Origin of the sequence: Streptomyces sp. NPDC001933, from assembly GCF_042890955.1 — a bacterium.
Lineage (GTDB): Bacteria > Actinomycetota > Actinomycetes > Streptomycetales > Streptomycetaceae > Streptomyces.
The window spans coordinates 291,483-316,625 of record NZ_JBIASS010000004.1; the positions used below are offsets into that span (position 1 = coordinate 291,483).

At 71.4% G+C, this 25,143-nt stretch carries 20 protein-coding genes and 1 riboswitch; of the genes, 14 read left to right on the forward strand and 6 right to left on the reverse strand.

What is annotated here, in order from left to right:
* The first annotated feature begins 68 nt into the window (after nt 1–68).
* The 7 genes from ACFYY7_RS12400 to ACFYY7_RS12430 are packed head-to-tail and all read left to right on the forward strand — an operon-like array spanning nt 69 to nt 11,643.
* Nucleotides 69–1,103, forward strand: coding sequence for a pyridoxal-phosphate dependent enzyme (locus ACFYY7_RS12400; protein WP_388660448.1), 1,035 nt, complete (start codon nt 69–71; stop codon nt 1,101–1,103).
* Between the two features lie 2 nt (nt 1,104–1,105).
* The gene (locus ACFYY7_RS12405) at nt 1,106–2,335 is read left to right on the forward strand and encodes an MFS transporter (protein WP_388660450.1); all 1,230 of its coding nucleotides are present in this window, start codon (nt 1,106–1,108) and stop codon (nt 2,333–2,335) included.
* A gap of 57 nt (nt 2,336–2,392) precedes the next feature.
* Complete coding sequence (locus ACFYY7_RS12410; RefSeq protein ID WP_388660453.1) at nt 2,393–3,466, forward strand: ornithine cyclodeaminase family protein; 1,074 nt, start codon at nt 2,393–2,395, stop codon at nt 3,464–3,466.
* 11 nt (nt 3,467–3,477) lie between these two features.
* Nucleotides 3,478–4,293 (forward strand): class I SAM-dependent methyltransferase, encoded by an 816-nt coding sequence (locus ACFYY7_RS12415; protein ID WP_388660455.1) that lies wholly within the window; start codon nt 3,478–3,480, stop codon nt 4,291–4,293.
* The gene (locus ACFYY7_RS12420) at nt 4,290–7,622 is read left to right on the forward strand and encodes an amino acid adenylation domain-containing protein (RefSeq protein ID WP_388660458.1); all 3,333 of its coding nucleotides are present in this window, start codon (nt 4,290–4,292) and stop codon (nt 7,620–7,622) included. The genes ACFYY7_RS12415 and ACFYY7_RS12420 overlap by 4 nt, the downstream gene beginning before the upstream one ends.
* Nucleotides 7,619–9,373 carry an AMP-binding protein gene (locus tag ACFYY7_RS12425; RefSeq protein WP_388660459.1) on the forward strand — a complete coding sequence of 585 codons (1,755 nt, stop codon included), beginning with the start codon at nt 7,619–7,621 and terminating at the stop codon, nt 9,371–9,373. The genes ACFYY7_RS12420 and ACFYY7_RS12425 overlap by 4 nt, the downstream gene beginning before the upstream one ends.
* Nucleotides 9,370–11,643 (forward strand): M20/M25/M40 family metallo-hydrolase, encoded by a 2,274-nt coding sequence (locus ACFYY7_RS12430; protein ID WP_388660462.1) that lies wholly within the window; start codon nt 9,370–9,372, stop codon nt 11,641–11,643. Before ACFYY7_RS12425 ends, ACFYY7_RS12430 begins: the two co-directional genes overlap by 4 nt.
* 46 nt (nt 11,644–11,689) lie before the next feature.
* On the opposite strand, the gene glpK is transcribed toward ACFYY7_RS12430, so the two are convergent.
* The 3 genes from glpK to ACFYY7_RS12445 all read right to left on the reverse strand — a co-directional run bounded on the left by glpK (nt 11,690) and on the right by ACFYY7_RS12445 (nt 14,710).
* Nucleotides 11,690–13,207, reverse strand: a complete 1,518-nt coding sequence (gene glpK / locus ACFYY7_RS12435) for a glycerol kinase GlpK (protein WP_388660465.1) — start codon at nt 13,205–13,207, stop codon at nt 11,690–11,692.
* A 46-nt stretch (nt 13,208–13,253) separates the two neighbouring features.
* On the reverse strand, nt 13,254–14,099 hold the full coding sequence (locus ACFYY7_RS12440; protein ID WP_388660468.1) for an MIP/aquaporin family protein: 846 nt from the start codon (nt 14,097–14,099) through the stop codon (nt 13,254–13,256).
* Nucleotides 14,100–14,236: 137 nt separating this feature from the next.
* A complete protein-coding gene (locus ACFYY7_RS12445; RefSeq protein ID WP_388660470.1) occupies nt 14,237–14,710 on the reverse strand; it encodes a MarR family winged helix-turn-helix transcriptional regulator in 474 nt (157 codons plus the stop codon).
* Between the two features lie 57 nt (nt 14,711–14,767).
* Between ACFYY7_RS12445 and ACFYY7_RS12450 the strand changes: the two genes are divergently transcribed.
* Nucleotides 14,768–15,592 carry an alpha/beta fold hydrolase gene (locus ACFYY7_RS12450; protein WP_388660472.1) on the forward strand — a complete coding sequence of 275 codons (825 nt, stop codon included), beginning with the start codon at nt 14,768–14,770 and terminating at the stop codon, nt 15,590–15,592.
* Nucleotides 15,593–15,615: 23 nt separating this feature from the next.
* Here the strand turns inward: ACFYY7_RS12450 and ACFYY7_RS12455 are convergent, their stop codons facing one another.
* Nucleotides 15,616–16,020 (reverse strand): ArsR/SmtB family transcription factor, encoded by a 405-nt coding sequence (locus ACFYY7_RS12455; protein WP_388660474.1) that lies wholly within the window; start codon nt 16,018–16,020, stop codon nt 15,616–15,618.
* A 101-nt stretch (nt 16,021–16,121) separates the two neighbouring features.
* Here ACFYY7_RS12455 and ACFYY7_RS12460 point away from each other — a divergent pair, with 101 nt between their 5' ends.
* The 4 genes from ACFYY7_RS12460 to ACFYY7_RS12475 all read left to right on the forward strand — a co-directional run bounded on the left by ACFYY7_RS12460 (nt 16,122) and on the right by ACFYY7_RS12475 (nt 20,349).
* Nucleotides 16,122–18,104, forward strand: a complete 1,983-nt coding sequence (locus tag ACFYY7_RS12460; protein WP_388660477.1) for a heavy metal translocating P-type ATPase — start codon at nt 16,122–16,124, stop codon at nt 18,102–18,104.
* 105 nt (nt 18,105–18,209) lie between these two features.
* Nucleotides 18,210–18,635 (forward strand): hypothetical protein, encoded by a 426-nt coding sequence (locus ACFYY7_RS12465; protein WP_388660480.1) that lies wholly within the window; start codon nt 18,210–18,212, stop codon nt 18,633–18,635.
* Nucleotides 18,636–18,738: 103 nt separating this feature from the next.
* Entirely contained in the window at nt 18,739–19,398 is a 660-nt protein-coding gene (locus ACFYY7_RS12470; RefSeq protein ID WP_388660483.1) for a DUF305 domain-containing protein, read from the forward strand.
* A gap of 171 nt (nt 19,399–19,569) precedes the next feature.
* Nucleotides 19,570–20,349, forward strand: a complete 780-nt coding sequence (locus ACFYY7_RS12475; RefSeq protein ID WP_388660485.1) for a class I SAM-dependent methyltransferase — start codon at nt 19,570–19,572, stop codon at nt 20,347–20,349.
* Between the two features lie 26 nt (nt 20,350–20,375).
* Here the strand turns inward: ACFYY7_RS12475 and ACFYY7_RS12480 are convergent, their stop codons facing one another.
* Nucleotides 20,376–22,034 carry an ABC-F family ATP-binding cassette domain-containing protein gene (locus ACFYY7_RS12480; protein ID WP_388660488.1) on the reverse strand — a complete coding sequence of 553 codons (1,659 nt, stop codon included), beginning with the start codon at nt 22,032–22,034 and terminating at the stop codon, nt 20,376–20,378.
* 530 nt (nt 22,035–22,564) lie between these two features.
* A riboswitch (cyclic di-AMP (ydaO/yuaA leader) is annotated at nt 22,565–22,750 on the forward strand.
* Between the two features lie 4 nt (nt 22,751–22,754).
* Here ACFYY7_RS12480 and ACFYY7_RS12485 point away from each other — a divergent pair.
* Entirely contained in the window at nt 22,755–23,249 is a 495-nt protein-coding gene (locus ACFYY7_RS12485; RefSeq protein ID WP_388660491.1) for a transglycosylase SLT domain-containing protein, read from the forward strand.
* Between the two features lie 45 nt (nt 23,250–23,294).
* On the opposite strand, the gene ACFYY7_RS12490 is transcribed toward ACFYY7_RS12485, so the two are convergent.
* A complete protein-coding gene (locus ACFYY7_RS12490) occupies nt 23,295–24,452 on the reverse strand; it encodes an FAD-dependent monooxygenase (protein WP_388660494.1) in 1,158 nt (385 codons plus the stop codon).
* 87 nt (nt 24,453–24,539) lie between these two features.
* Between ACFYY7_RS12490 and ACFYY7_RS12495 the strand changes: the two genes are divergently transcribed.
* On the forward strand, nt 24,540–25,139 hold the full coding sequence (locus ACFYY7_RS12495; RefSeq protein ID WP_388660496.1) for a TetR/AcrR family transcriptional regulator: 600 nt from the start codon (nt 24,540–24,542) through the stop codon (nt 25,137–25,139).
* Nucleotides 25,140–25,143: the final 4 nt, after the last annotated feature.

Consider the following 25,143-nt stretch of genomic DNA (forward strand, 5'->3'; position numbering starts at 1 on the left):
AGCACGCAGCCGGGCCGGCCGGTCGACCCATCGCCATCGTCGAACGACGCATCGCACAGGGAGAAGCAGTGTCGCGTGTCAATCCCGTCCTGGCGCGGGCCCTCAGCACAACACCCTTACTCCGCCTGGACGTCGCCCACCGGGGTCGGGTGCGGCGTCTGGGCCTGAAACTCGAAGAACACGGCCCCACCGGATCGGTGAAGGACCGCAGCGCCGTAGGACTGTTACGGGCGCTGCACGACGAACGGCCGCTCACCCCGGGCACCGTGGTGGTCGAATCCACCTCGGGCAACCTGGGCCTGGCCCTGGCCAGGCTGCTGCCGACGCTCGGCTGCGACTTCCTCGCCGTGGTCGATCTCAAGACCCCGCACGCCACCCGTCGCGGGCTCGCGGACAGCGGAGCGCGGGTGATCGTCGTCGACGAACCCGACGGCCTGGGCGGCTACCTGCTGAGCCGGTTGCGCCGGGTGCGCGAGCTGTGTGCGGACAACCCCGGATACCGCTGGCCCGACCAGTACGAGAACTGGGCGGCGCCCCACATCCACCGGCACACCACCGGACCCGAACTCACCGCGCAGGCGGGACCGGAACTCGGCGCGGTGTACATACCGGTCTCCACCGGCGGCACCCTCGCGGGCATCAGCGCCCATCTGCGCGAGTACCGGCCCGACGTCGCCGCGGTCGCCGTGGACGTACGCGGCTCACTGGCTGTCTCGGGCAGCGGCGGACGGCGCCTGGTCCCGGGCATCGGAGCCAGCCGCCCGTCCGTCTTCCTGAAGGCGCCGCACAGCTACCACCGCGCGGTGCACGTCGACGACATCGAGTCGATCGCCGTCTGCCGGATCATCGCCGAGGACATCGGGCTCGCACTCGGCGGCTCCAGCGGTTGCGCCGTGCGCGCGATGCTGACCGATCAGGACGAGGCCGGGACGGACGGCCGGCTCGCGGTCTGCCTGGCCGCGGACGGCGGCGCCAAATACCGGGACACCCTCTACTGCGACAACTGGGCGACCGAACAGGGTGTCGCCAAGGAGATCACCGCCGCCGTGCAACGACTGCGCAGCGAAGGACTCTTCTTCGACCGAAAGCACCAGGAGCACTGAACATGGGCACCAGCACCACCCTTGACCGGCAGCGGACCCGCCCCGGCCACCGGCAGTACCTGCCGCTGGTGCAGGGCGCCACGCTGATCGAATGGACCGGCACGGGCCTCTTCCTCGCCGTCTCGACCATCTACTTCGTCAAGGTCGCCCATCTCAGTACCTCGTCCGTCGGCACCGGCCTGACCATCGGCGGGGTCGTCGCCATCGCCGCCGCCGTGCCCATCGCCCGGCTGGCCGGGCGCTTCGGGCCGAAGCCGGTGCTGATCGGTGTGATGCTGCTGCGCGCACTGGCCACCGTCGGCTACCTCTGGGTGGACGGTTGGTGGAGCTTTCTGCTCGTGGTCGCCGTCATCGCCGTCACCGAGCAGTCCTCACCCCCACTGGTCCAGTCGTACGTCGGTGCGCGCGCCCCGGAGAACCTGCGCGCGAAGGTCATGGCTGTGCAGCGCACCGTCGTCAACCTCGGTATCAGCCTCGGTGGGCTGATCGCCGGAGTCGCCCTGGGCTCCGGCGCGCCGGGGGCCTTCAGGCCGCTGCTGGTCGGTGGCGCGGTCGCCTACGTGGCGGTGGCCGCCGTGTACGCCACCGCGCGGCGGGAGGAGAAGACGGCGACGGCGGTCGCGAGCGCCCGGGTGGCGGATCTGCTCAAGGACCGCCGACTGCTCGGCTTCACCGCGTACAACGCAGTGGTGTCGCTCTGGATGCCGGTGCTCAATGTGGCCTTCCCGCTGTGGCTGGTCACCGAGACGGACGTACCGGAGCGCTATGTGGGCATCCTGTACGCCGTCAACACCGTGCTGTGCATCGCCCTCCAGTACCCCCTCAACCGCTGCTACAGCACCACGCGCCGGGCCTGGCTCTCGTACGCGGGTGCGGCCCTGCTGCTCAGCTGCGGAGCCCTGGCCTTCGCCGCCGCGCCCGGTTTCGGGGCGCGGGAGGCACTGCTGGTGCTCGGCTCGGCCGTCGTCCTCCTGACGTTCGCCGAGCTGCTGCAGGTCGGCGCCTCGTGGACGCTCTCCTTCGACCTGGCACCGGAAGGGGCGCGCAGCGCCTACCTGGTGCTGTTCAACACCAGCCGCACGGTGGCCAACCGGGTCGCGGGCCCGGTGCTGATGACCGGCGTCGTCCTCGCCCTCGGCACGGCCGGCTGGATCGCACTCGCCGGTGTACTGCTGCTCGGTGCGCTCGTCCCCTTCGTGATGCTCCGCGCGGCACACGCCCCCGGCGGCTGAACCCGCTCCCGCGTTCCCACCGCAACCGACCCCTCTCGCCAAGGAGCCCCGCCCGTCATGGACTTCGAGCAATACCCCGACAGCCACTTCAACTATCTGACCCGCGCGGACGTCATCGAGGCCGCCCGCGACGTGGACATCGTGGCGACGGTGGCCGATGCGCTCAGACTGCACTCCGCCGGTCGGTCCGAGCTTCCCGAGGAGGCCTACCTGGGCTGGACCACCCCGCAGGGCGACTCGGCCAGGCTGCTGGCCATGCCCGGCGCACTCGTCCAGGAGGGGCGGCCGCCGGTCATCGGCATGAAGACCATCAACGCCTCGATCGGCAACCCGGGGCGCGGAATACCCCGCTCCCAGGGCTTCACGCTGCTCCTCGACCCGGAGACCGCCCGCCCCCTCGCCCTGATGGAGGCCGCCTACATCAGCGCGATGCGCACCGCGGCGGTGACCGCGCTCGCCGTGCGCCATCTGGCGGTGGCAAAACCGCGCGGGCTGGCACTCCTCGGCTGCGGCGCCCTCGCCCAGGCGCACATCGCGCTGCTGCTGCGTACCGTGCCCACCCTGCGCCGCATCGCGCTGTACGACGTGGCGCCCGACCGTGCGAAGTCCGTCGCCCACCACATCGCCTCGCTGCCGGGTGCGGCGGACATCGAGACGGTGGTCGCCGACGGACCGCGCGAGGCGGTACGGGGCGCCGAACTCGTCGTGCCCGTCACCACGGTGACCCAGGGGTACATCGAGCCCGACTGGCTGCTGCCCGGCGCGCTCGTCTGCCATGTCTCGCTGGACGACCTCACCGAAGCGGCCGTGCTCTCGGCCGACGCGGTGATCGTCGACGACTGGAGCCTGGTCCGTGACGACCCGCGACGGCTGCTCGGCCGGATGCACCGGGCGGGCACCCTGCTCGGCCCCGACGGCACCCCGCGGGAAGGAGTGACCGCCCGGCCCGGGGCCCGCCGCGTCGACGGCACGCTCGGCGATGTGCTCGCCGGGCGGCACCCGGGCCGCCGCAGCCAGGACGAGATCGTGATCAGCAACCCGTTCGGGATGTCGATCCTCGACGTCGCCGTGGCCGACCGCATCCACGCCCGCGCCGAAGCCGCCGGTCTCGGCGCCCGGCTCACGCTCTGAGGGGGATACGCATGACGATCGATCAGAACATCCAGGAGATCAACCGGACCATGTGGTCGTACGGCGAGTACCGGCACGTCGCCGATCTGCTGCGGCCGGGTGCCGTCGAGCTGGTCGACCGGCTGGCTCCCGCGCCGGACACCGCCCATCTCGATGTCGCCACCGGCAACGGCAACGTCGCGCTGCTGTCCGCCCTGCACGGCTGCGTCGTCACCGGGCTGGACCTGACCGACGAGTTCTTCCCCGACGCGCGCGAACGGTTCGCCCAGGCAGGCGTCCAGGTGGAGCTGCGACGGGGCGATGCCCAGGAACTCCCCTTCACCGATGCCTCGTTCGACCTGGTGACCTCCACCTACGGGATCCAGTTCGCGCCGGACCACGCCGCGTCGAGCGGGGAGATGGCCCGGGTACTGCGGCCCGGCGGCCGCATCGGCATGTGCAACTGGACGGCGCGCAGCTGGACCGCGCACTTCCAGGAGATCCTCTCCGCCTACTTCCCCTCGCCCAACGGCCATCAGGGACAGCCCATGCTGTGGGGATCGCCGGACTACCTCGCCGAACTCCTCGGCCCCGGCTTCACGGTCACCTCCGAACGCCGGGAACTCTTCTACCCGTTCGACGCGGCCGAGGACCTGGTCACCTTCTTCGAGAACTGCTTCGGCCCCTGCATCGCGGCGAGGAACACCATTTCGCCGCCCTCTCGATGGAAGGAACTGCGAGCGGAAATGGTCGAGATGACCGAGGGATTCCACACCACGGACGAGCGCGGCACGGGCGTACCGGTCGAGTACCTGCTGGTCATCGCCGAGAAGCAGGCGGGCCGGTGACCGGCCTGCCCGAGCACTACCCCAGCCTTCCGCTGGCCGACGGGGCGCGCGAGCGCGCCATGGCCGCGGCACTCGCCCGCCACGAACCGTACGAGCTGAGGGAAGGGGTCCATGCCTACGTCGAGCTGTTCGCGGCCGCACACCCCCACCGGACCGCCGTCGAAGACGGCGAAGAGTCCCTCGGATACGGCCGGTTGGCCGACCGGATGCGCCGCATCGCCGCGCAGCTGGCGGCCGCCGGGATCTCGCGGGGGCAGATCGTCGCGGTCGGCGGGCGGCGCGGCGCCGATGTCGTCACGGCCTTCCTCGCCCTGGAGCTGCTGGGCGCCGTCTACCTGCCGGTCGATGCGAGCTGGCCCGCCGCGCGCGTCGAATCCCTGCTCACCGACAGCGGCGCGGTACTGATGCTGGCCACCGGCGCGACGACGGACACCGGGGAGCTGGTCAAGGGTGCCCGCGCGGCCGGCGTACCCACCACCACACCGGAACCGGCCGATGCTCCGTACACCCGGACCCTGTCGCCCGGCCCGGACGAGGTGCGCTACGTCCTCTACACCTCGGGGTCGACCGGCCGGCCCAAGGCCGCGATCGTCGAGCACCGCGGAATGCTCAACCACCTCTGGGCCAAGATCGACGATCTGGGGCTGACCGCGGACGACCGGCTGGCCCAGACCGCGCCGCTGAGCTTCGACATCTCCGTATGGCAGATGCTCGCCCCGCTGCTCGTCGGCGGCCGGGTCCAGATCTTCGCCGACGATCAGGCACAGGACGGCGCCCTGCTGCTGGAGGCGTTGCGCGGACGCGGAACCACGGTGCTGGAGACCGTACCCACACTGATCCGCTTCCTGCTCGACGCCCAGGAGAGCGCGGGAATCCGGCCCGGCGCGCTGCGCTGGATGATCGCCACCGGCGAGGAACTGCCACCCGCGCTGGCCCGGCGGTGGCACGACACCATGCCGGGCATCCGGCTGCTCAACGCGTACGGCCCCACCGAGTGTTCGGACGACGTCACCCATGCCGAACTCGGTCCTCCGGCCGCCGGAGTACGCCATCTGCCGATCGGCTCGCCCATCGGGAACGCCGAACTGTACGTACTTCGCGAGGAGAACGGGCAGTGGCATGCCTGTGCGCACGGGGAAACGGGGGAGCTGTTCGTCGGGGGACTCGTCGTGGGCCGTGGCTACCTCGGTGACCCGGAGCGCACCGCTCTCGCCTTCTTCACCGACCCGTTCGGCAGCGGCGGCGGACGCCTCTACCGCACCGGGGACGCCGTACGCGCACTGCCGGACGGCCAACTGGAGTACCTGGGCCGGGTGGACCGGCAGGTGAAGCTCGGCGGCGTACGCATGGAGCTCGCCGAGATCGAGGCGGTGCTGGGCGACCACCCCCGGATCGCCGCCTGCGCCGTCACCGTCCACACCCCCGACGACACCGGAGCCCTGGTCGCGCGGGAGAGCGCGCACACTCCGGTGGCGGCACAGCCTCCCCGGCTCGTCGCGTATGTCGCCGCCTCCGGCGACGAGCCGACGGAGGAATCACTGCGCGCCCATCTGAGCGGCCGGCTCCCCGCTCCCATGGTGCCGCACACCTTTGTCGTCCTGCCCCGGCTCCCGCTCACCCGCAACGGCAAGACGGACTACAAGGCCCTGCCCGCACCACCGCGCCGCAGCCGCCCCGACATGCGCCCGTACGCCCCGCCGCGCGGCGCGGCGGAATCCGCGATCGCGGACGTCGTCGCCGGGCTCCTCGGCACCGGACGGGTCGGCAGGAACGACAGGTTCCTGGAGCTGGGCGGCGATTCGCTGCTGGCCATGCGGCTGGTCGCCGCCCTTCGCGGGACGGGATCGGCCGCCGGCCTGCGTGACGTGCTGCGCGACGGCAGCCCCGCCGCGCTCGCCGCGCTCGGGCAGGAACGGAGGCCCCTGCCCGGTGCCCGCACGGAGGCGGTGCGGGACGGCACACCGCGCACCCGGCCGCTCACCCCTCAGCAGGCCGGCGTGTACTTCCACTGGCGGCTCGACCCGGTCAGCCCCTACTACAGCTACCAGGGGTCCCTGGAGCTCGACGGACCCCTCGACGTGGCAAGGCTGGCCCGGGCCTGGCAGCTGCTGCTCGCCGAGAATCCGCTGCTCCTCGCCCGATTCGCGGAGAACGACGGGACCGACGCGGCGGACGGGCAGGACGCGGCGCAGGAAGTGGTGCACGAGGTGGTGCACCACTACCCGCACTGGGAGGTGCCGCTGCCCGGCAGCGCCCAGGACGTCACCGCGGACGCATTTCGCGCGAAGGCCGCCGAGGAGGCGGCCAGGCCCTTCGACCTGCTCACCGAACCGGCCCTGCGGACCAGTCTGTTCCGGTTGCCCGACGGGCAGCACCGGCTCCTGGTCACCATGCACGAACTGCTCCTCGACGGCTGGGGAGCGACCGTGCTGTTCCAGCGCCTGGCCGAACTCTACGAACAGCGGCCCGCCGGGCCCGACCCCGAACGCGCCACCCGCTACGACCGCTATCTCGACCATCTCACCGAGCGGCTGGCCACCGAGGAGGTGGCCGCGGCGGGGGAGTACTGGCTGCGGCGGCTCGCGGGCGGGCTTCCGGTCCTCCAGATCGCACAGAAGCACCGGCCCGCCGCACCCACCTACCGGGGTGAGATCACCGAGGCGGTCCTCGACGAGCAGCTGTCCCGGCGGCTGCGCGACACCGCGCTGGCCGCGTCCGCCACCGAGTTCGTACCGCTGCTGGCCGCCTACGCACTGGCCCTGAGCTACTACAGCGACGCCGACGACGTGATCATCGGCGCCCCGATGGCGGGGCGGGAGCGTCCGGAGACCGCCGATGTGCCCGCCTTCGTGCTCGCCATGCTGCCACTGCGCCTCGACATCGACCCGGCCGCCACCCTCGCGGAGTTCACCGCACAGGTGAGGGAGACGGTGTACGACGCCTACGCCGCGGCCGAGCACCCCTTCGGCTGGACGCTGCGGCGGCTTCCGGCCGCCTCACGGAGCTCATCGGCGACCCCGGTCTTCCAGACCATGCTCAACATGCTGCCCTACCCGGCGCGCGCCACCACCGCGTCGGACGTCCGGTTCCGCTTCGTCGAACTGGACACCGGCTACACCAAGTACGACTGCGCCCTGTACGTCCAGCCGCACGGCCCCGGCCGACTGCTCCTCCAGTACGCCTACCAGCGGGAGCTGCTCGACGCGCCGGCCGCCCGCAACGTACTGGAATCCACCCTGATCGCGCTCCGGGCCCTCACCGACCCGGAGCGTGCCGAGCACACCCCCGTTCGCTCCCTCGATCTGCTGCCCGGAGACGATCACCGATGACCACGCCGACCCTGCTGGAACGCTTCGCCGAGCAGGTGGCGGCCCACCCCCGGGCCGTCGCCCTGCGCCACACCGGCACCAGCGTCACCTACCGCGAACTCGACGAATGGAGCGGCCGGCTGGCCGCCCGGCTCACCGCCAAGGGCACCGGCCCGGGCTCGCTGGTGGCACTCGCCGCCCAGCGCGGCCCCGCCGCCGTCGCCGGCGTCCTCGCCGTACTGAAGACCGGCGCCGCCTACCTCGGGCTGGACCCCGCGATACCCGTGCGACGGCAGCGCCGGATGGTGGAGGAGACCGGGCCGCACTGCGTGCTGGCCGAACCCGGACTCGACCAGTTCCCCACCCTGGACGCCCCCCGCGTCACACTGGCGCCGATTGCCGAGGGCCCGCTGCACCAGGCCCCCGAGCAGGAGCCCGACGAGGACGCGCTGTTCCACATCGTCTACACCTCGGGGACCACCGGAGACCCCAAGGGCATACGCATCAGCCACCGTTCGGTCCGTGGCCGGCTGGAGTGGATGTGGCAGGACCACCCGTTCCCCGAGAACGCGGTGCTCGCCGTCCAGAAGTCCCTGGCACTGGTCGCCTCGCCCTGGGAACTGCTGGGCGGACTGCTCAAGGGCATCCCGTCCGTCGTGCTCGCCACCGATGAACTCCTCGATCCGGTGCTCTTCGCCGCCGCCGTCGAGCAGGAACGGATCACCCATCTCTTCCTGACCCCGCAGCTGATCGCCGGACTGCTCCAGGAGTACGCCGGACGCCCCGGCGTGCACCGCCCGTTGCTGGTCACCAGCGGCGCCGACACCCTGCCCGTGGAAACCGTCCTGCGCTTCCGCGAGGTCTGGCCCGACACCACCCTGCTCAACCTGTACGGCATGACGGAGACCGCCTCCAACGTCGCCGCCTACGACACCGTTCGGCTGCCCGCCGACGCCGAACGCGTCCCAGTCGGCAGCCCCGTGGCGGGCGCCTCGCTCTCGGTCCGTGACCGGCTCGGCCGACGCCTCCCGGCCGGTGTGACCGGCGAGGTGTGGGTCTCCGGACCACCACTCGCCCTCGGCTACGTCGGCGGCGACGCCGAGGACCGCTTCACCACCGATGACGCCGGAGTCCTGCACTACCGCACCGGCGACCGTGGCCGCCAACTCCCCGACTCCGTGCTGGAGATCACCGGACGCGCCGACAACCAGATCAAGGTGCGCGGCTACCGCGTCGAGCTGGAGGAGATCGAGGCCACCCTGCGCAAGGCACCGGACGTCACCGACGCGGGGGCCTACGCGGAGACCGAGGGCGGCGAAACACGCATCGTCGCCTGTGTCATCTCCGACGAGGAGACCGGCGCCGGCGCACTGCGCGCGTATCTGCGCGACCGGCTGCCCGACTACATGCTGCCCGCCCGCATCCAGCAGGTCCCGCGGCTCCCGCTGAGCACCAACGGCAAGCTGGACCGCACCGCCCTGCGCACACTCGTGGCAGGCATCGGGCAGGAACAGGCGGCCGGATTCACCCCGTCCGACGCCACCGAGACCGCCGTCGCCGCGCTCTGGCAGGAACTGCTCGGCGCACCGCCCGCATCGGCGGACCAGAACTTCTTCGACGCCGGAGGCCACTCCCTGCTCGCCGTCCGGCTCGCCAACCGGCTGGCGGCGACGGCGGGCCGCCGCGTGCCGCTGCGCCGCATCCTCGGCGCACCCACCGTCACCGCGATCGCCGCCCTGTGCCGCGAGATCCAGCAGGAGGAGCAGAAATGAACGACCCATGGCTGACCGTGCCGGGCGAACAGCCGCAGGGCGCCGCCACGAGTACCCTCGCCGTCTGCTTCGCACCCACCGGCGCCCACGGCTCGACGTTCGCGAGCTGGCGGGGCCTGACTCCCGAGGACACCACCCTCGCGTTCGTCGCACCGCCGGGCCGCGGGACCCGCGTCGACGAGGAGCCCGTCACCGACATGGCCGCCTACGCCGACGCGGTGGCGGCGGGGATACGCGAACTGCTGGGCGGGCGACGGCTGGTGCTGATCGGAGTCAGCCTCGGCGCCCTGCTGGCGTACGAGACCTGCCGCCGGCTGCTCGACGCCGGGGTGCCCGTCACACGGCTGTGCGCCGTTGCCGGACAGTGCCCCGGCGACTTCCACGGCCGCGGCGAGGACGTGACCGTCGAGGACGCCCGCGCCTTCGTCGCCGGAACCGGACTGACCGACCCGGAACTGCTCGCGGACCCCGAGTTCGAGGAGGTGCTGCTGCCTCCCGTCATCGCCGATCTGCGGCTGGCCGCCCGGTACGACGGCCGGCGGGGAACCGTTCCGCAGGTCGAGTTGCGTGCGGTGTGGGCCACCGACGACCCGCACGTGCCGGAAGTCACCGTGCGCCGCTGGGCCGAGTGGACCCGGGGCGAATGCACCCTGAAGTCCGTCGGGGGCGGTCACTACGCCCACCAGGAGAATCCGGCCGCGGTCATCACCGCCTGCCTCGACGGACTTCCCGGAACCCGGCCGTCACGGCGTTCCGTGCTCGGTGCCGGCGCGACTGCCGTCGCGTCCACGGTGCTGGGCCTCGGCGCGGTGGCATCGGCGGCACCCGCGGCGCGGGCCGACGCGCCGACGGGGACGGGCGGAGCCTCCTTCGACGGCGATCCCACCGACCCCGTGGCCCTGGCCGTCGCCATGATCCGCCAGGACACCAGCAACCCCGGCGACGGCGCGGTCACCCTGCCGTTCGCCCGGATGCTCCAGGGCATCTTCCGGGATGCCGGAGTCGGAACCGAGATCGTGCCCACTCCGAAGGACGGCAACGTCCACTTCTTCGCCCGCGTACCCGGCAGCGGACCGATCACGAAGAAGCCCCTGATCCTGCTCGGCCACTCCGACGTGGTGCCCGCCATCGGCGACAGATGGGAGACGGCCCCCTTCGCCGCGGAGATCAAGGACGGCAAGCTGTACGGCCGCGGCTCGCTGGACATGAAGGGCGTCAACGCCGCCTTCGTCGCCGCTCTGCTGCGCCATGTCCGCGAGGGAGCGGCCTTCGACCGCGACATCGTCCTGTGGTCCGACTGCGACGAGGAACAGGGCCCCTACGGCGTGCGCTGGTTCCTCACGGAACACCCGGGCAAGGTGGCGGCGGGCGCGGTCATCACCGAGGGCGGCTGGGTACTCAACCAGCGCGACGGCACCACGCCCATGATCGCCTCGCTCACCTGCAACGACAAGCGTTCCCTGCTGCTGCGCCTGGAGACCGCGTCGTACGCCACCCACACCTCCAAGCCGTTCAGCGGACAGGCGGTGATCCGGCTGGGCGAGGTGCTCGACCAACTCGGGGGGTGGCGTGCCCACATCCGCCCGAACGCGTTGTCCCGGCAGTACTTCGCCGAACTGGCCGAGGCCACCACCGACCGGCCGTTCGCCGAGGCGATCCGGGAGCTGCTGGCGGCCCGCACTGACCAGCGGCGGGACCGGGCGGGGGAAGCGGTGGTGCGGCTCAGCGAGACCCCGGAGCTGCACAACGCGATGCTGCGGACCACGCTCGCCTTCACCTCCGCCCAGTCCGGCTACTACCCGAGCATCGTTCCGGGCACCGCGACCGCGGAGTTCCGGGCGGCCTTCCTGCCGGGGGCCGACGACCCCGGGCGCATCGTCGCCGAACTCCGCTCGCTGATCGGCAACCGGGCGACTCTGAGTGTGGTCGGAAACCCCGGCGAGAGCGAGCGGCAGGCCCTGGACCGATTGCGCGGCTATCTGGCCACACCCGACTCCGACTACGACACGGACGTCTTCCGCGCCTGGCAGAGCGCTGTACGCCGGACCCACCCCGGAGTACGGGCCACCGCCTGCCAGTTCGAGGCGGTCACCAGCGCGGTGCCGTTCCGGGAACAGAACGTACCCGTGTACGGCATGTACCCGTTCACCGTGAACCGGGACATGCTCAAGCGCATGCACGGCACGGACGAACACATCGGCGTCGAAGCACTGCGACAGGGCACCGAGACCGTCTACCAGCTCCTGGCCGGTCTGCGGACGCGGGCCTGAGCCCCTGGCGCACTGTGCGGGCACGCCCGCACAGTGCGTCGGACCGTCATCCCACGCTGACCCAGTCCAGGGTGCGCTCCACCGCCCGCTTCCAGTTCGCGTAACCCTCCGCCCGCTGCTCCTCGCTCCACTGCGGTTCCCAGCGCCTCGACTCCTGCCAGTGCTCACGCAACTCGTCCTGGTCCCGCCAGAATCCGGTGGCGAGACCGGCGGCGTAGGCGGCGCCGAGCGCGGTCGTCTCGGCGACCACCGGGCGGCTGACGGGGACACCGAGCACATCGGCCTGGATCTGCATGCACAGGTCGTTGGCGGTGACCCCGCCGTCGACCTTGAGCACGTCGAGATGGACACCGGAGTCCTGCTCCATCGCCTCCACCACGTCCCGGCTCTGGTAGCAGATCGCCTCCAGAGTGGCCCTCGCCAGATGGGCGTTGGTGTTGTACCTGGCCAGACCGACGATGGCGCCGCGGGCGTCCGAGCGCCAGTACGGCGCGAAGAGCCCCGAGAAGGCCGGCACGAAGTACATCCCGCCGTTGTCCGCGACGGACCGGGCCAGCCGCTCGCTCTCCGCCGCATCGGTGATGATCTTCATCTGGTCCCGCAGCCACTGCACCGCGGACCCGGTGACCGCGATCGACCCCTCCAGGGCGTAGACCGCCGGGCTCCGCCCGAACCGGTAGGCGACCGTGGTGAGCAGGCCGTGCTGCGACCGGATGGGCTTCGTACCGGTGTTGAGTAGCAGGAAGTTGCCGGTGCCGTACGTGTTCTTCGCCTCGCCCGGCTCGAAGCACACCTGCCCCACGGTGGCCGCCTGCTGGTCGCCGAGCACCCCGGTGACCGGGACGGCGGCCCGCAGCGGACGCGAGGTGCGGGTGCGGCCGTACGCCTGAGCATCGGAGGAGGGATTGATGGTGGGGAGCATCGCCCGGGGGATGCCGAAGATGTCCAGCAGTTCGTCGTCCCAGTCGAGCGTCTCCAGGTTCATCAGCATCGTGCGGCTGGCATTGGTCACATCGGTGGCGTGGGTGCCGCCGTCGGGGCCGCCGGTGAGATTCCACAACACCCAGGAGTCCGTGTTCCCGAACACCGCGTGCCCACGCTCCGCGGCCTCGCGGACCCCCTCGACGTTCTCGAGAATCCACTTGATCTTCCCGCCGGAGAAGTAAGTGGCCGGAGGAAGCCCCGACTTGCGCCGGATGACCTCGCCGTGCCCCTCGTTCTCCAGGGTCTGGGCGATCGAGTCGGTGCGGGTGTCCTGCCACACGATGGCGTTGCAGTACGGACGGCCGGTTCGGGGGTCCCAGACGACGGTGGTCTCGCGCTGGTTGGTGATCCCGATGGCGTCGAGATCCGTGCCGCTGAGACCACCGGTGCGCAAGGCGTTCTGCATCACCGAGTTGGTGCGCTCCCAGATCTCCACCGGATCGTGCTCCACCCAGCCGGGGCGGGGGAGGATCTGTTCGTGCTCCAACTGGTGTCTGGCCACTTCGTTGCCGTCGTGATCGAAGATCATGAAGCGGCTGCTGGTGGTGCCTTGGTCCACTGCGCCGATGAAGTCCGCCATGGCATGCTGCCTCTCCTGAGTCCGGGCTCGGTGATGGGACCGGGCGTCACGTCTCCGGCGGTACGGGGATGGTTCCCTCCGGTTCCTCTTCCGCCGTGGGGAGGAAACGGCTGATGAACACCTTGTAGACGAACGCTCCGAGTGGTCCGCCGACCAGCGGGCCCACGATCGGCACCCAGAAGTAGAAGTTCCCGTACTGATCCCGCCACGCCTCGCCGTAACCGGTGAGGAAGCTCGCGAGCCGGGGGCCGAGGTCACGGGCCGGGTTGATGGCGTATCCGGCGTTGGTGCCGAACGCCATGCCGATGGCGACCACGATGAGGCCCACGATGAACGGGCCGAGATTGGAGCCCGGCGGGGTGTTGAGGAGATCGGTGACCGCGAAGATGAGCAGTACGAGGATCGCGGTGCCGATGACCTGGTCCCGGAACGCTCCCCATTCGTGGACCGGAAGAGCGGGGTTGCCGTTGGCGGGCAGCGTGGAGAACACGAACTGCGTCTTGATCGTGTGTCCCGGGTCCGCCCTCGCCAGCGCCTCCGTGTAGTTCCACCGCACCAGCAGCGCCGCGACGAACGCCCCCGCGACCTGGGCGAGCGAGTACGGCGCCACCTTCTTCCAGGGGAAGTCCTTGAACGCGGCGAGGGAGAGGGTCACGGCGGGGTTGAGATGGGCTCCGCTGAGCCGGCCCGCCACATAGACGCCCAGTGTGACTCCGAGCCCCCAGGCCCAGGCGATGCTGTCGTGATTCCCGAGCCCGCCCGGCGGATCGGTGAGCGCACCGCCCGCGACGACCTGGGCCACCACACCACAACCGATGAGGATGAGAATCATCGTGCCGAGGAACTCCGCGGAGACTTCCCCGGCGAGCCCCGACCGCTTGAGCCGCTCCATGGGGTCTCGCTTCCTGTAGATTCACGACCTCTTGCGGCATAGATCCACATCTGAGCGTAGACGGGGGCAGTTGGATCCGCACTCGGTGGCATACGCATCCATCCCGCCCCCTCCCGGGGCGGGATGGGCGCCCGGTCTCAGTCCACGGCGACGTGTTCGAAGAGCTCCAGCATCCGCCCGAGCACCCGTACGCACGCCGTCACATCGCCATCGGTGAGGTCCCCGTCCACCTGGCGCAGCAGCGACTGCTCGCGGGCCAGGGCGGCGTCGATCGCCGCCCGGCCGCTCGCGGTCAGCCGGACCAGCGGCGACCGCTGGTGTGCGGGGTTGGGGACGATCTCGACCAGTCCCGCGGCCGAGGCGTCGTTGACCATGCGTTGCACGAATTGCCTGCTCAGTGCCTGCGCCCGGCCCATCTGGGGGACCGTCATGGGGCCGTTCCCGCGCAGCAGATCCAGTACGGCACGCACACCGACGGACAGGCCCTCGATCGGCGCGGTCTGTTCCACCTTGCGCTGCACACGCCGGTAGAGCGGGCCGACCAGGGCGAAGACCTCCGTGAGCCGGTGGGCCAGTTCCTCGGGCGGCAGGGGCGGGTCGATATCGGTCATCCCGCAATCATGACACCTTGGTTGTCAAAGTGGCGAGGGGATGGCACCTTGGTTGTCATGAGTGCTGCTTCCGAGCTGAAATTCTTCGAGACCGAGGACGGCCGCCTCGTCCACCGGGACACCGGCGAGGGCCCACTGCTGGTGCTGCTGCACGGCGGATTCCTGGATCACGGGATGTGGGACGACCTGGTGCCGGAGCTGTCACGCCATCACCGGGTGATCGTGCCGGACGCCCGTGGACACGGCGGATCGGTCAACGCGACCAGGCCCTTCCGGCACACCGACGACTTGGCCGCCCTGCTGCGCCACCTCGACGCGGGGCCCGCGGTCCTGGCCGGAGTGTCGATGGGCGCGGCCACCGCAGTCGACACCGCGCTGGAACACCCGGATCTGGTGCGTGCGCTGGTCGTCAGTGGGGCGGGGACTAGCGAGCCCGAATTCGACGACCCCTGGACCCAGGGGGTTCTGGCCGCGCAGGCCCGCGCCCTGGGCGCGGGTGACATCGAGGGCTGGATCGACGCCTTCATGCTCTTCGTGGCGGGCCCGCACCGCACGCTCGACGACATCGACCGTGCCGTGGTGGCGAGGGTGCGCGAGATGGCGGCCCGGACGCTGTCCAAGCACAGCGGTGGCGAAGCCGATCCGAGGGTGCCCGTTCCCAACACCTGGGCGCGGGCGGCTGGAATCGCGGTCCCGGTCCTGGCCGTCAACGGCTCCATCGACGCGGCGGATCACCTCGCCATGGCGCGGCGCCTGGTGCGGACGGTCGCCGACGGGCGGGAGGTGCTCGTCGAGGGCGCCGCCCACTACCCGAACATGGAGAAGCCGGACGTGTTCGGCCGGATCCTCGGGGACTTCCTGGCGGCCGTGCCCGCGCCGTAGGACGGCGCAGGGAGCAACTGTCCTCAACGGCCGGTGACGGCCACCGTGTCGTCGGCCCCGGCGGTGACCTGCGCCGGGGTGTCGTGCAGCCCCAGGCGCAGGTGTTCGACGTGGAAGAGGGCCTGGTCGAGGAGTTCGGCCACGTGGTTGTCGTACAGCGCGTAGATCACCGAGCGGCCCCGGCGCTTGCCCGTGACCAGGCCGAGGTTGCGCAGCAGCCGCAACTGGTGGGAGCAGGCGGACTGCTCCATGCCGACCGCGTCGGCGAGCTCCGTCGCGGGGCAGGGGCCCTCCTGGAGGCGGGCCAGGATGCGGAGCCGGGACGGGGTGGCGAGGGCTTGAAGGGTGGACGCCACCTCGGTGGCCCCTACCGCGTCGAGGCGCTCGCGCGCGGTGGCAGCGGTCTTCGCGTCAACTCCGTGGCCCATGCCCTCATCCTACGGAGATGCATACATGAATGCGTGTTCATGTGATCCTGTATGGTGCGGAGGTCGAACCACTCCGCCCTCTCGCGTGAAGGATCACGCCCATGTCTTCCACCCTCACCCGCCCGGTCGCGCCAGCCGGCCCGGTCCGAACGGGAGGCCCTGGGCGGCGCACCCGGATCCTGGCCCTTCCGGAGGCCCGCTGGGCCGGGGCCGCGCTGCTGCTGTTCCTGGCCGCGCTGCCCCTGCAACTGCTCGGCGCCCCGTGGTGGACATGGGGCCCGCTGTACGCGCTGACGTACGTCACCGGTGGCTGGGAGCCGGGCTGGGAAGGGCTGAAGGCGCTCCGGGAGAAAACGCTCGACGTCGACCTGCTGATGGTCGTCGCTGCTCTCGGCGCGGCGGCGATCGGACAGGTGCTGGACGGCGCCCTGCTCATCGTCATCTTCGCCACCTCGGGCGCCCTGGAGGCGTTCGCCACCGCGCGGACGGCGGACTCGGTACGCGGACTGCTCGACCTGGCACCCGCCAAGGCCACCCGGCTCGGCGAAGCGGGTGCCGAAGAGACCGTGCCCACGGAGGAGTTGACGGTCGGGGACGTGATCCTGGTACGCCCCGGCGAACGCGTCGGGGCCGACGGCCGGGTGCTCGACGGGGCGAGCGACGTGGACCAGGCAACCATCACCGGTGAGCCGCTGCCGGTGGCCAAGGAACCCGGCGACGAGGTCTTCGCGGGAACCCTGAACGGCACCGGGGCGCTGCGGGTGACCGTGGAGCGCGACCCGTCCGATTCGGTGATCGCCCGGATCGTCGCCATGGTCGAGGAGGCATCGGGGACGAAGGCCCCCACTCAGTTGTTCATCGAGAAGGTCGAACAGCGCTACTCGATCGGCATGGTGGCCGCCACCGTCGCGCTGTTCGCCGTGCCCCTGGCCTTCGGCGCGGCACTGCAGCCGACACTGCTCCGGGCGATGACCTTCATGATCGTGGCCTCGCCGTGCGCCGTGGTGCTGGCCACGATGCCGCCGCTGCTGTCCGCGATCGCCAATGCCGGACGGCACGGGGTGCTCATCAAGTCCGCCGTGGTGATGGAACGTCTCGGTCTGATCGACGCCGTCGCACTCGACAAGACCGGCACCCTGACCGAAGGCACCCCACGCGTCACCGACATCCGTCCACTCGTGTCCTCGGGCCTGACCGAGGACGCCCTGCTCACGCTGGCGGCGGCGGCCGAGCATCCCAGCGAACACCCCCTCGCCCGCGCGGTCACCGAGGCCGCCCGGACCCGCGGTCTCGCCCTGCCACCGGTGGCGGACTTCACCTCCGCCCCGGGCACCGGCGTCACCGCCACCGTGGACGGCCGCAAGGTCGCCGTCGGCAGCCCGGCCCGCCTGCTGGACGTTCGTACCGGCGAGGCCGAGGCCGGGGCCGCCGCCGAACTCGCCGTACAAGTGGAGGAGGACGGCCGCACCGCCGCCCTCGTCGTGCTCGACGGCACGCCCGTGGGCGTCCTGGGCATCGCCGACCGGCTGCGCACCGACGCCCGTTCCACCGTCGCCCGCCTCGCTCGACTCACCGGCAGCACACCGGTGCTGGTCACCGGGGACAACCCACGTGCCGCCGCCCGTCTCGCTGCCGAGGTCGGCATCGATGACGTCCGGGCCGGTCTGCTGCCGCAGGACAAGGTGCACGCGGTCAAGGCGATGGAGAGCGCCGGGCGGAAGGTGCTGGTGGTCGGGGACGGTGTGAACGACGCCCCGGCCCTGGCCGCGGCGCACACGGGCATCGCCATGGGCAGGGCCGGCTCCGACCTGGCCCTGGAGACCGCCGACGCCGTCGTCGTCCGCGACGAACTCGCCACCGTCCCCACCGCCGTGGCGCTCTCGCGGCGATGCCGCCGCCTCGTCGTGCAGAACCTGGTGATCGCGGCCGTCTTCATCACCGGCCTCGTCGTCTGGGACCTGGCCGGCACGCTGCCGCTCCCGCTGGGCGTCGCCGGGCACGAGGGCTCCACCGTCATCGTCGGCCTCAACGGCCTGCGCCTGCTCCGCGACGCCGCCTGGACGCGCGCCGAGCGCGACCACTGAGCCCGGGGCGGACGGGGCAGTACGGAACGGGAAACCCGGTGGGGGTATCGTCTGGCAAGCACCGCAGGACCCGTCGACCTGTACGAGCGAGCAATCGAGGCAGCCGTGGAACGCGGACGGACACGCGCACCGGGAACGTCCCGGCTGCTCGTGCTCTGTGCCGTCCTGCTCGGGCTGTTCCTCATGCACGGAGCGCCCGCGAGCGCCGCGGAGGGCTGCCACGACGCGATGACCGTCACGGCGGCCGCACCCGCGCCAGGGTCCATGCAGGCGACCGCCGGCCACTCGGCCATGGGGGCCGGGCACGGTTCCGCTCAGGTGGCTGCAGCCATGCCCGCGATGAACGGCGAGTCGTGCGTATTCACCCATGCCCGTGACCGGGTGCTGCCGCTGCTGATGTCGCTGGGCCTGGCGCTCGTGGCGGTTCAGGCACTCTCCGGGCGCCGTACGGCTGTACGCGGACCGGCCCGGCGGGGACCGCCGTCGGCCGGCAGGGGGCTGCTGCTCCAGGTGTGCATCGCGCGGACGTGACAGGGATCCGCCGGTCCACGGCCCTTCGAGGTCGGACCGGTTGGACGAACCTGCCCCATCCGCGCGCCACGGACGTGGCGCAACCACCTGGAAAGAACCTCTGATGTCCGCTTCCCGCTGCTCCGCCGCCCGCCGTCGCACCCTCGCGGCCGCCGGCACCGTCGCCGCCCTCGCTCTGGCATTGACCGCCTGCGGCTCCTCCGACGGCTCGAAGTCCGACGGTTCGTCCATGCCCGGCATGGCCCACGGCTCGGCCGGCGCCTCCGCACCGGCCACCCCCGGCGCCGGGTTCAACGACGCCGACGTGGAGTTCGCGCAGCAGATGATTCCGCACCACGAGCAGGCCATCGAGATGGCGAAGCTGGCCGACGGCCGCGCTGCCGACCCCGAGATCAAGAAGCTGGCCACCGCGATCGAGAAGGCCCAGGACCCCGAGATCGACACGATGAAGGGCTGGCTGAAGTCGTGGGGCAAGCCGCTGCCCTCGTCCTCGATGGGTGCCATGCCCGGGATGGATCACGGCTCGGCGATGCCCGGAATGATGTCCGGCAAGGACATGAGTGATCTGGCGGCCGCCAAGGGCAAGGACTTCGACAAGAAGTTCGCCCAGCTCATGATCGGGCACCACCAGGGCGCCGTCACCATGGCCGAGGACGAGCAGAAGAACGGCGACAACGCCGACGCGAAGAAGCTCGCCGGTGCCGTCGTCACGGCCCAGACCGCCGAGATCGAGCAGATGAACAAGATCATCGACAGGCTCTGACCCCGGCAGGGGTGCGGGCCGCCGGCGTACGAAGGCCCGCACCCCTTCTCCCGGTCCGGCCGGTACGGGCACGTCCCACAGACAGCCGTTCGGCCGGCGGCCTCCGGCGCCGCTGCCGGACTTGCGGCAAGGGGATGGCCGACCCGCCGACAGCGCGGTTAGCGTGACCGCATGGATCGTGACGAACAGTTGCTTCACGCCTCGTCGTTCGGCACGGCGGCGGTCGCGTACGCCGAGCACCGCCCGGACTACGTCCAGGACGCGGTGGGCTGGGCGCTTGAACCCGCGCCCGGCCCACGCGTGCTCGACCTCGGCGCCGGAACCGGCAAACTCACCGCCACCCTGGCCGCGATGGGTGCCGAAGTGATCGCGGTCGAGCCCGACCCGGCGATGCTGGCCGAGCTGCGCCGTTCGCTTCCGGCCGTCCGTGCCCTGCAGGGCAGCGCCGAGTCGATCCCGCTGCCGGACGCCTCCGTCGATGCCGTGCTGGCCGGCAACGCCATGCACTGGTTCGACATGGCCGTCGCGGGACCCGAGATCGCCAGGGTCCTCGCACCCGGCGGCATCCTGGCCGGCCTGTGGAACCTGATGGACGACCGGGTCGAGTGGGTTGCCGGGCTGGCACGGGTCGGCGGGAGCGCGGCCATCGGCCCGAGGGACACGCCCACCAGCTGGCGCGCCGAGACGGCGGACATGCACCTCCCCAAGACCGGCGAGGCCGCCCGGTTCGGCTCCCCGGAGCAGACCGGGTTCCCGCACGGGCAGCACCGCACCGCCGACTCCCTCGTCGCGACCATCGCGACGCGGGCGGGGGTGCTCGTCATGCCGGCAGAGGAGCGAGAGGCCTTGCTGGGCCGGATCCGCGCCTTCCTCGCAAGCAGGCCTGAGACCGCCCGCGGCGAATTCACCCTCCCGATGCTGACCGGCGTGCTGCGCGTCCGGCGGCTGTGAGGCGCACGAGGCCGACAGCCCCGCCATCAACCGATCGGGGCGCGCAGCAGTTCGGCCACCTCCTCCGCGCCGGTCTCCCGCAGCTCCTCCCCGACCAGCAGCCACCTGGTGACACCGACCGATTCGAGGAAGGCCAGGTCGTGACTGGCGATCAGGAGTGCGCCCTCGTAGGAGTCGAGCGCACCGGTCAGCTGTCGCACACTGGCGATGTCGAGGTTGTTGGTCGGTTCGTCCATCATCAGCAGCTGCGGGGCCGGTGCGGCGAGCATCGTCGCCGCGAGGGCGGCACGGAAGCGTTCGCCGCCCGACAGTGTGCCCGCCGGCTGTTCCGCGCGCTTGCCCTGGAAGAGGAAGCGTGCGAGCTGGGCGCGGATGTGGTTGTCGGTGACGCCGGGCGCCATCCGGGCCACGTTCGCCGCGACACTCAGTCCGTCGTCCAGCACATCGAGCCGCTGCGGTAGGAACCGCGCCGGTACGAAGGTTTTGGCATCGCCGGACAACGGGGCCAGCTCACCGGTGAGCGTGCGCAGCAGCGTCGTCTTACCGGCGCCGTTGCGGCCGACGAGCGCGATGCGCTCCGGCCCGTTCACCTGGAGCGTTCCCTCGCGCAGCCTGCCGAACCGGGGGCGCAGCCCGTTCAGGCTCAGCACGGTGCGCCCGGTGGGCACCGCCGTGTGCGGGAGGCTCACGCGGATCTCGGCGTCGTCGCGGATCGCGTCGGCGGCCTCCTCCCGGCGTTCGCGCGCCTCGCCGAGACGCTCCTCGTGGACGCCGCGAAGCCTGCCCGCCGACTCCTGTGCCGATCGCTTCCGGCGGCCCGCCAGGATCTTCGGGAGGCCGCCCTCGGCCTCCGCCTTCCGGCCGTTCTTCTGGCGCCGGGCCAGCTTCACCTGGGTCTCCTGCAGTTCACGCTTCTGGCGGCGCACATCGGCCTCCGCCGCCCGCAACATCCGCCCGGCGGCCTCCTGTTCGGCTGCCACGGCCTCCTCGTACGCCGACCAGCCGCCGCCGTACCAGTTCACCGAACCGGTGCGCAGTTCGGCGATGCGGTCGACGCGCTCCAGCAGTTCCCGGTCGTGGCTGACCACGACCAGTACGCCCGAGCGCCAGGAGTCGACGGCTTCGTAGAGCCTGCGGCGCGCGAACACATCGAGGTTGTTGGTGGGCTCGTCCAGGAGCAGGACGTCGGGGCGTTCCAGCAGCAGCGCGGCCAGCCGGAGCAGAACGGTCTCCCCTCCGGACAACTGCCCCAAGGTGCGGTCGAGTTCGATGTCGCCGAGGCCGAGCGATCCCAGTGTCGCCAGGGCCCGTTCCTCGACGTCCCAGTCGTCGCCGATCGTCTCGAAGTGTTTCTCGTCGACATTCCCGGCCTCGATGGCGCGCAGCGCATTGCGCTGCTCGGCGATGCCCAGGGCCCGGTCCACCCGAAGTGTGGTGTCGAGGGTGATGTTCTGCGGAAGGTGGGCGAGACTGCCGCCGACGGTCACCGACCCCTGGGACGGGCGCAGTTGACCGGCGAGCAGTCGTAGCAGGGTGGACTTGCCCGCACCGTTGGTGCCGACGAGCCCGACGCGCCCCCGGCCGATGCTGAGCGAGAGCCCGTCGAGGACGGTGGTGCCGTCCGGCCACCGGAAGGTCAGGGCCGAGCAGGTGAGGGAGGCGTGGGGGGTGGTGGGTGTCGCCATGGGTGTTCCTCGCATTCGCAAGCGCAGTGAAGGGGGCTTCGTATGCGAGCACCACGCGGCGACCGGGCAGCGGAAGGAGATACGGCGGTCCTGAAGATCGAGGGACGGCTCATGCACCGAGGTCGCATCCACGCGGGGTCACGGGCAGTGCGCAGCACTGCTACTGCGTGACGGGCGTACGGGCAAAGCCGTACGGCGTGATGTTCGCGAACCTCAGATGCGCAACGTCCACCTCAATCGGAGACAACAGGACATCGAAACTGTAACGACCAGGGGGCGGAAAGGCAATGTCACCGGGCCTTGGCGGTCGCTGGGTGAAATGCCCGCTTTTGTGAATTCGTGGCGCGAGTCACGTTCAGCCCGCGGGATGCCGCGTCCCGTGAACCGGTTCCCTTTCCGCGCAAGGGGAGTGGGTCCTGCGGTGTGAGGTGGATTACCGAAATTCCCGTTAATCGATCTTGTGGGTGAATTGCATTCGGAAATTGGGGTCTTGTCCCGTTCGGCTTTTCTCGCCTACGGTCACCGTCAATCCGGACGGAACGCCGAATCCTGCCGCCGTCCGGCCATCCGACCACCCATGTACGGCAGGAGCGGGGAACCCAGGTAAGCCGCCGGTCCGGAATCCGGAACGGCTCGGGGTGAAGCCGCGATCGTGTGCGGCCAGGCATCTCCAGCCTGAACCCGACAGCTCACCTCGCAGGCGACGGAGAGGAATCCACCATGTCCGCAACGGGTACGTACCGTCGTCGCAAGTCCACCCCGCTGACCCGCGGTTTCATCGCCGTGGGCACCGGCGCCGCCGCCCTCCTGCTGCCGCTGCTCGGTGCCCACACAGCCTCGGCGGCTCCGGCGCAGTTCGCCGCCACCGCACCGGCTGCGCAGTCCGCGACGTACACCAACGATCTGGACGGCTGGATCAAGGAGTCGCTGGCCGTCATGGCCGAGCACAACATCCCGGGCAGCTACGACAGCATCCACCGCAACATCATGCGCGAGTCGTCCGGCAACCCCCGGGCCATCAACAACTGGGACTCGAACGCCGCCGCCGGGACGCCGTCCAAGGGTCTCCTCCAGATCATCGATCCGACGTTCCGGGCCTACCACGTGCCCGGGACCTCGATGGACAGCTACGACCCGGTCGCCAACATCACGGCAGCGTGCAATTACGCGGCCGCCAGGTACGGCTCCATCGACAACGTCTTCGGGGCCTACTGACGTACGCGACACCGCCGCCGCACGGCCGGGTGCTCCGTCCCGAGGTCAGCCCAGCCTCGGGGGTGTCCAGTCGGCGTGGCGGAGGATCGTGCGGACCGTGACACGGGACGGTGCGAGACGCAACGCCGCGTTGCGCAGCGCGACGGCCGCCGGGTGGGACAGCTGCTGGCCCATCCGGCCGGCCTGCCGCGCGGCCCGCGCGACCGACTGGCTGCGGGGCCGGCGCTCCGCGTCGTAGCGGCCGAGCGCCGACTCGACGGTCGCTTCGCCGGACAGCGCGGCGGCCAGTGTTGCCGCGTCCTCCAGTGCCTGGCAGGCCCCCTGGCCGAGATTCGGGGTCATGGCGTGCGCGGCATCACCGAGCAGTGCCACCCGGCCCACCACGTAGGAGGGAAGCGGGACGACCAGCTCGTGGACGTCATGGTGCAGGACGGCATCGGGCCGGGTCGCCGCCAGCAGGGCGGGAATGGGGTCGTGCCAGCCGTCGAACCGGCGGCGGACCTCCGCCAACGGGTCCCGATGGCGCACACCGGCGGGAGCGTTGAGCACCGCGTGCCACTCGGCCCTGCCGTCGGCGAAGGCGATGTGACCGAACTCGGCCCCCGGTCCCCAGGTCAGCTCGAAGTCGGTACGCAGGTCGACCGGCGACTCGGTGATGGCGCGCAGCACCGTCGAGCCGCTGTGGGCCGGACCGGGGTGCCCCGGGAAGAGCAGGCCGCGCAACCGGCTGCCGATCCCGTCGGCGGCCACGACCAGATCCGCCTCCAGCCGGGTGTCACCGGCGGCCAGCCGCACCCGCGAGGCGTCGGACCGGTCGACGGACGTCACCTCGGCCCCGATGACCAGGGACTCGGGAGGCAGGGCCGCGCGCAGCAGGCGGTGCAGCCCGGTCCGGGGGATGCCCACGATCGGGGTCCCCAGCTCGCGTTCCAGCGCGGCACCGTCCATGCGCGCCAGCAGGCGGCCGTCCGGGGTGCGGGTGCCACCGGTGTACTGGGGCCGCGCGGCCGCGCGCACTGCCGCGCCGACACCGAGGGCGTCCAGCGCGCGCAAGCCGTTGGCGTGCAGGGAGATGCCCGCGCCCGCGTCGTCGAGGGTGCGGGCACGTTCGACGACCGTCACCTCCCAGCCGACGAGCCGGAGCCCGATCGCGGCGGCCAGCCCGCCGATGCCGCCGCCGACAACCACCGCACCGTTACCCATGCCGAGTCCCTCCTCGCGCCCTGCCCCGACCTTCTACAGCTGTAGAAGGAGCGTACTACGCCGTCTCTACAGGTGTAGAAAGGGGGCATGAGCACAGATCGACGGACCGTCCTGGCCGATGCCGCCATCCAGGTGCTGGCCGAGGAGGGGATGCGGGGCCTGACCCACCGGGCCGTGGACCGGGCGGCCGAGCTGCCGCCCGGCACCACCTCGGCGTACTTCCGCACCCGTCAGGCCCTGCTCACCGCGCTCGTCAGACGGCTCGTCGCGCACGACCAGGCGGAACTCCAGGCGGCCGGCGAGCGGGCGCCGGTGATGCGCGACGCCGGTGAACTGACGGACGGGCTCGCCGGTTTCGTCGAGCGGCGGCTGACCGGAACGGGGCGGCAGCGGTCGCTCGCCCGCTACGCGTGCGCGGTCGAGAGCGTGCGCCACCCGGAGCTGCGCGAGATTCTTGTGCCGCGGGAGAACGCGGCTCGTGAGGCAGTGCGGGCTTTCCTGCGTGCGCGGGGGGTGGCCGACGCCGAGAGCCGCACGCTCACGCTGCTGGCCTGTGTGGACGGGCTGGTCTTCGACCGGCTGGTGGGCGGCGGGGGAGTACCGAGGGACGATATCTCGGGGCTGGTTGCCGCAGCCCTCCGTGACTCAGGCTCCGATGAGGGGTGTGGCCGCGACGCCCCGGGGTGATGCC

Bases quoted from the DNA above. Each gene is read 5' to 3' on its own strand.
- ACFYY7_RS12405 (WP_388660450.1), top strand. From the start codon at position 1,106: ATGGGCACCAGCACCACCCTTGACCGGCAGCGGACCCGCCCCGGCCAC.
- ACFYY7_RS12410 (WP_388660453.1), top strand. From the start codon at position 2,393: ATGGACTTCGAGCAATACCCCGACAGCCACTTCAACTATCTGACCCGC.
- ACFYY7_RS12415 (WP_388660455.1), top strand. From the start codon at position 3,478: ATGACGATCGATCAGAACATCCAGGAGATCAACCGGACCATGTGGTCG.
- ACFYY7_RS12425 (WP_388660459.1), top strand. From the start codon at position 7,619: ATGACCACGCCGACCCTGCTGGAACGCTTCGCCGAGCAGGTGGCGGCC.
- ACFYY7_RS12430 (WP_388660462.1), top strand. From the start codon at position 9,370: ATGAACGACCCATGGCTGACCGTGCCGGGCGAACAGCCGCAGGGCGCC.
- glpK (WP_388660465.1), bottom strand. From the start codon at position 13,207: ATGGCGGACTTCATCGGCGCAGTGGACCAAGGCACCACCAGCAGCCGC.
- ACFYY7_RS12440 (WP_388660468.1), bottom strand. From the start codon at position 14,099: ATGGAGCGGCTCAAGCGGTCGGGGCTCGCCGGGGAAGTCTCCGCGGAG.
- ACFYY7_RS12445 (WP_388660470.1), bottom strand. From the start codon at position 14,710: ATGACCGATATCGACCCGCCCCTGCCGCCCGAGGAACTGGCCCACCGG.
- ACFYY7_RS12450 (WP_388660472.1), top strand. From the start codon at position 14,768: ATGAGTGCTGCTTCCGAGCTGAAATTCTTCGAGACCGAGGACGGCCGC.
- ACFYY7_RS12455 (WP_388660474.1), bottom strand. From the start codon at position 16,020: ATGGGCCACGGAGTTGACGCGAAGACCGCTGCCACCGCGCGCGAGCGC.
- ACFYY7_RS12460 (WP_388660477.1), top strand. From the start codon at position 16,122: ATGTCTTCCACCCTCACCCGCCCGGTCGCGCCAGCCGGCCCGGTCCGA.
- ACFYY7_RS12470 (WP_388660483.1), top strand. From the start codon at position 18,739: ATGTCCGCTTCCCGCTGCTCCGCCGCCCGCCGTCGCACCCTCGCGGCC.
- ACFYY7_RS12475 (WP_388660485.1), top strand. From the start codon at position 19,570: ATGGATCGTGACGAACAGTTGCTTCACGCCTCGTCGTTCGGCACGGCG.
- ACFYY7_RS12480 (WP_388660488.1), bottom strand. From the start codon at position 22,034: ATGGCGACACCCACCACCCCCCACGCCTCCCTCACCTGCTCGGCCCTG.
- ACFYY7_RS12485 (WP_388660491.1), top strand. From the start codon at position 22,755: ATGTCCGCAACGGGTACGTACCGTCGTCGCAAGTCCACCCCGCTGACC.
- ACFYY7_RS12490 (WP_388660494.1), bottom strand. From the start codon at position 24,452: ATGGGTAACGGTGCGGTGGTTGTCGGCGGCGGCATCGGCGGGCTGGCC.
- ACFYY7_RS12495 (WP_388660496.1), top strand. From the start codon at position 24,540: ATGAGCACAGATCGACGGACCGTCCTGGCCGATGCCGCCATCCAGGTG.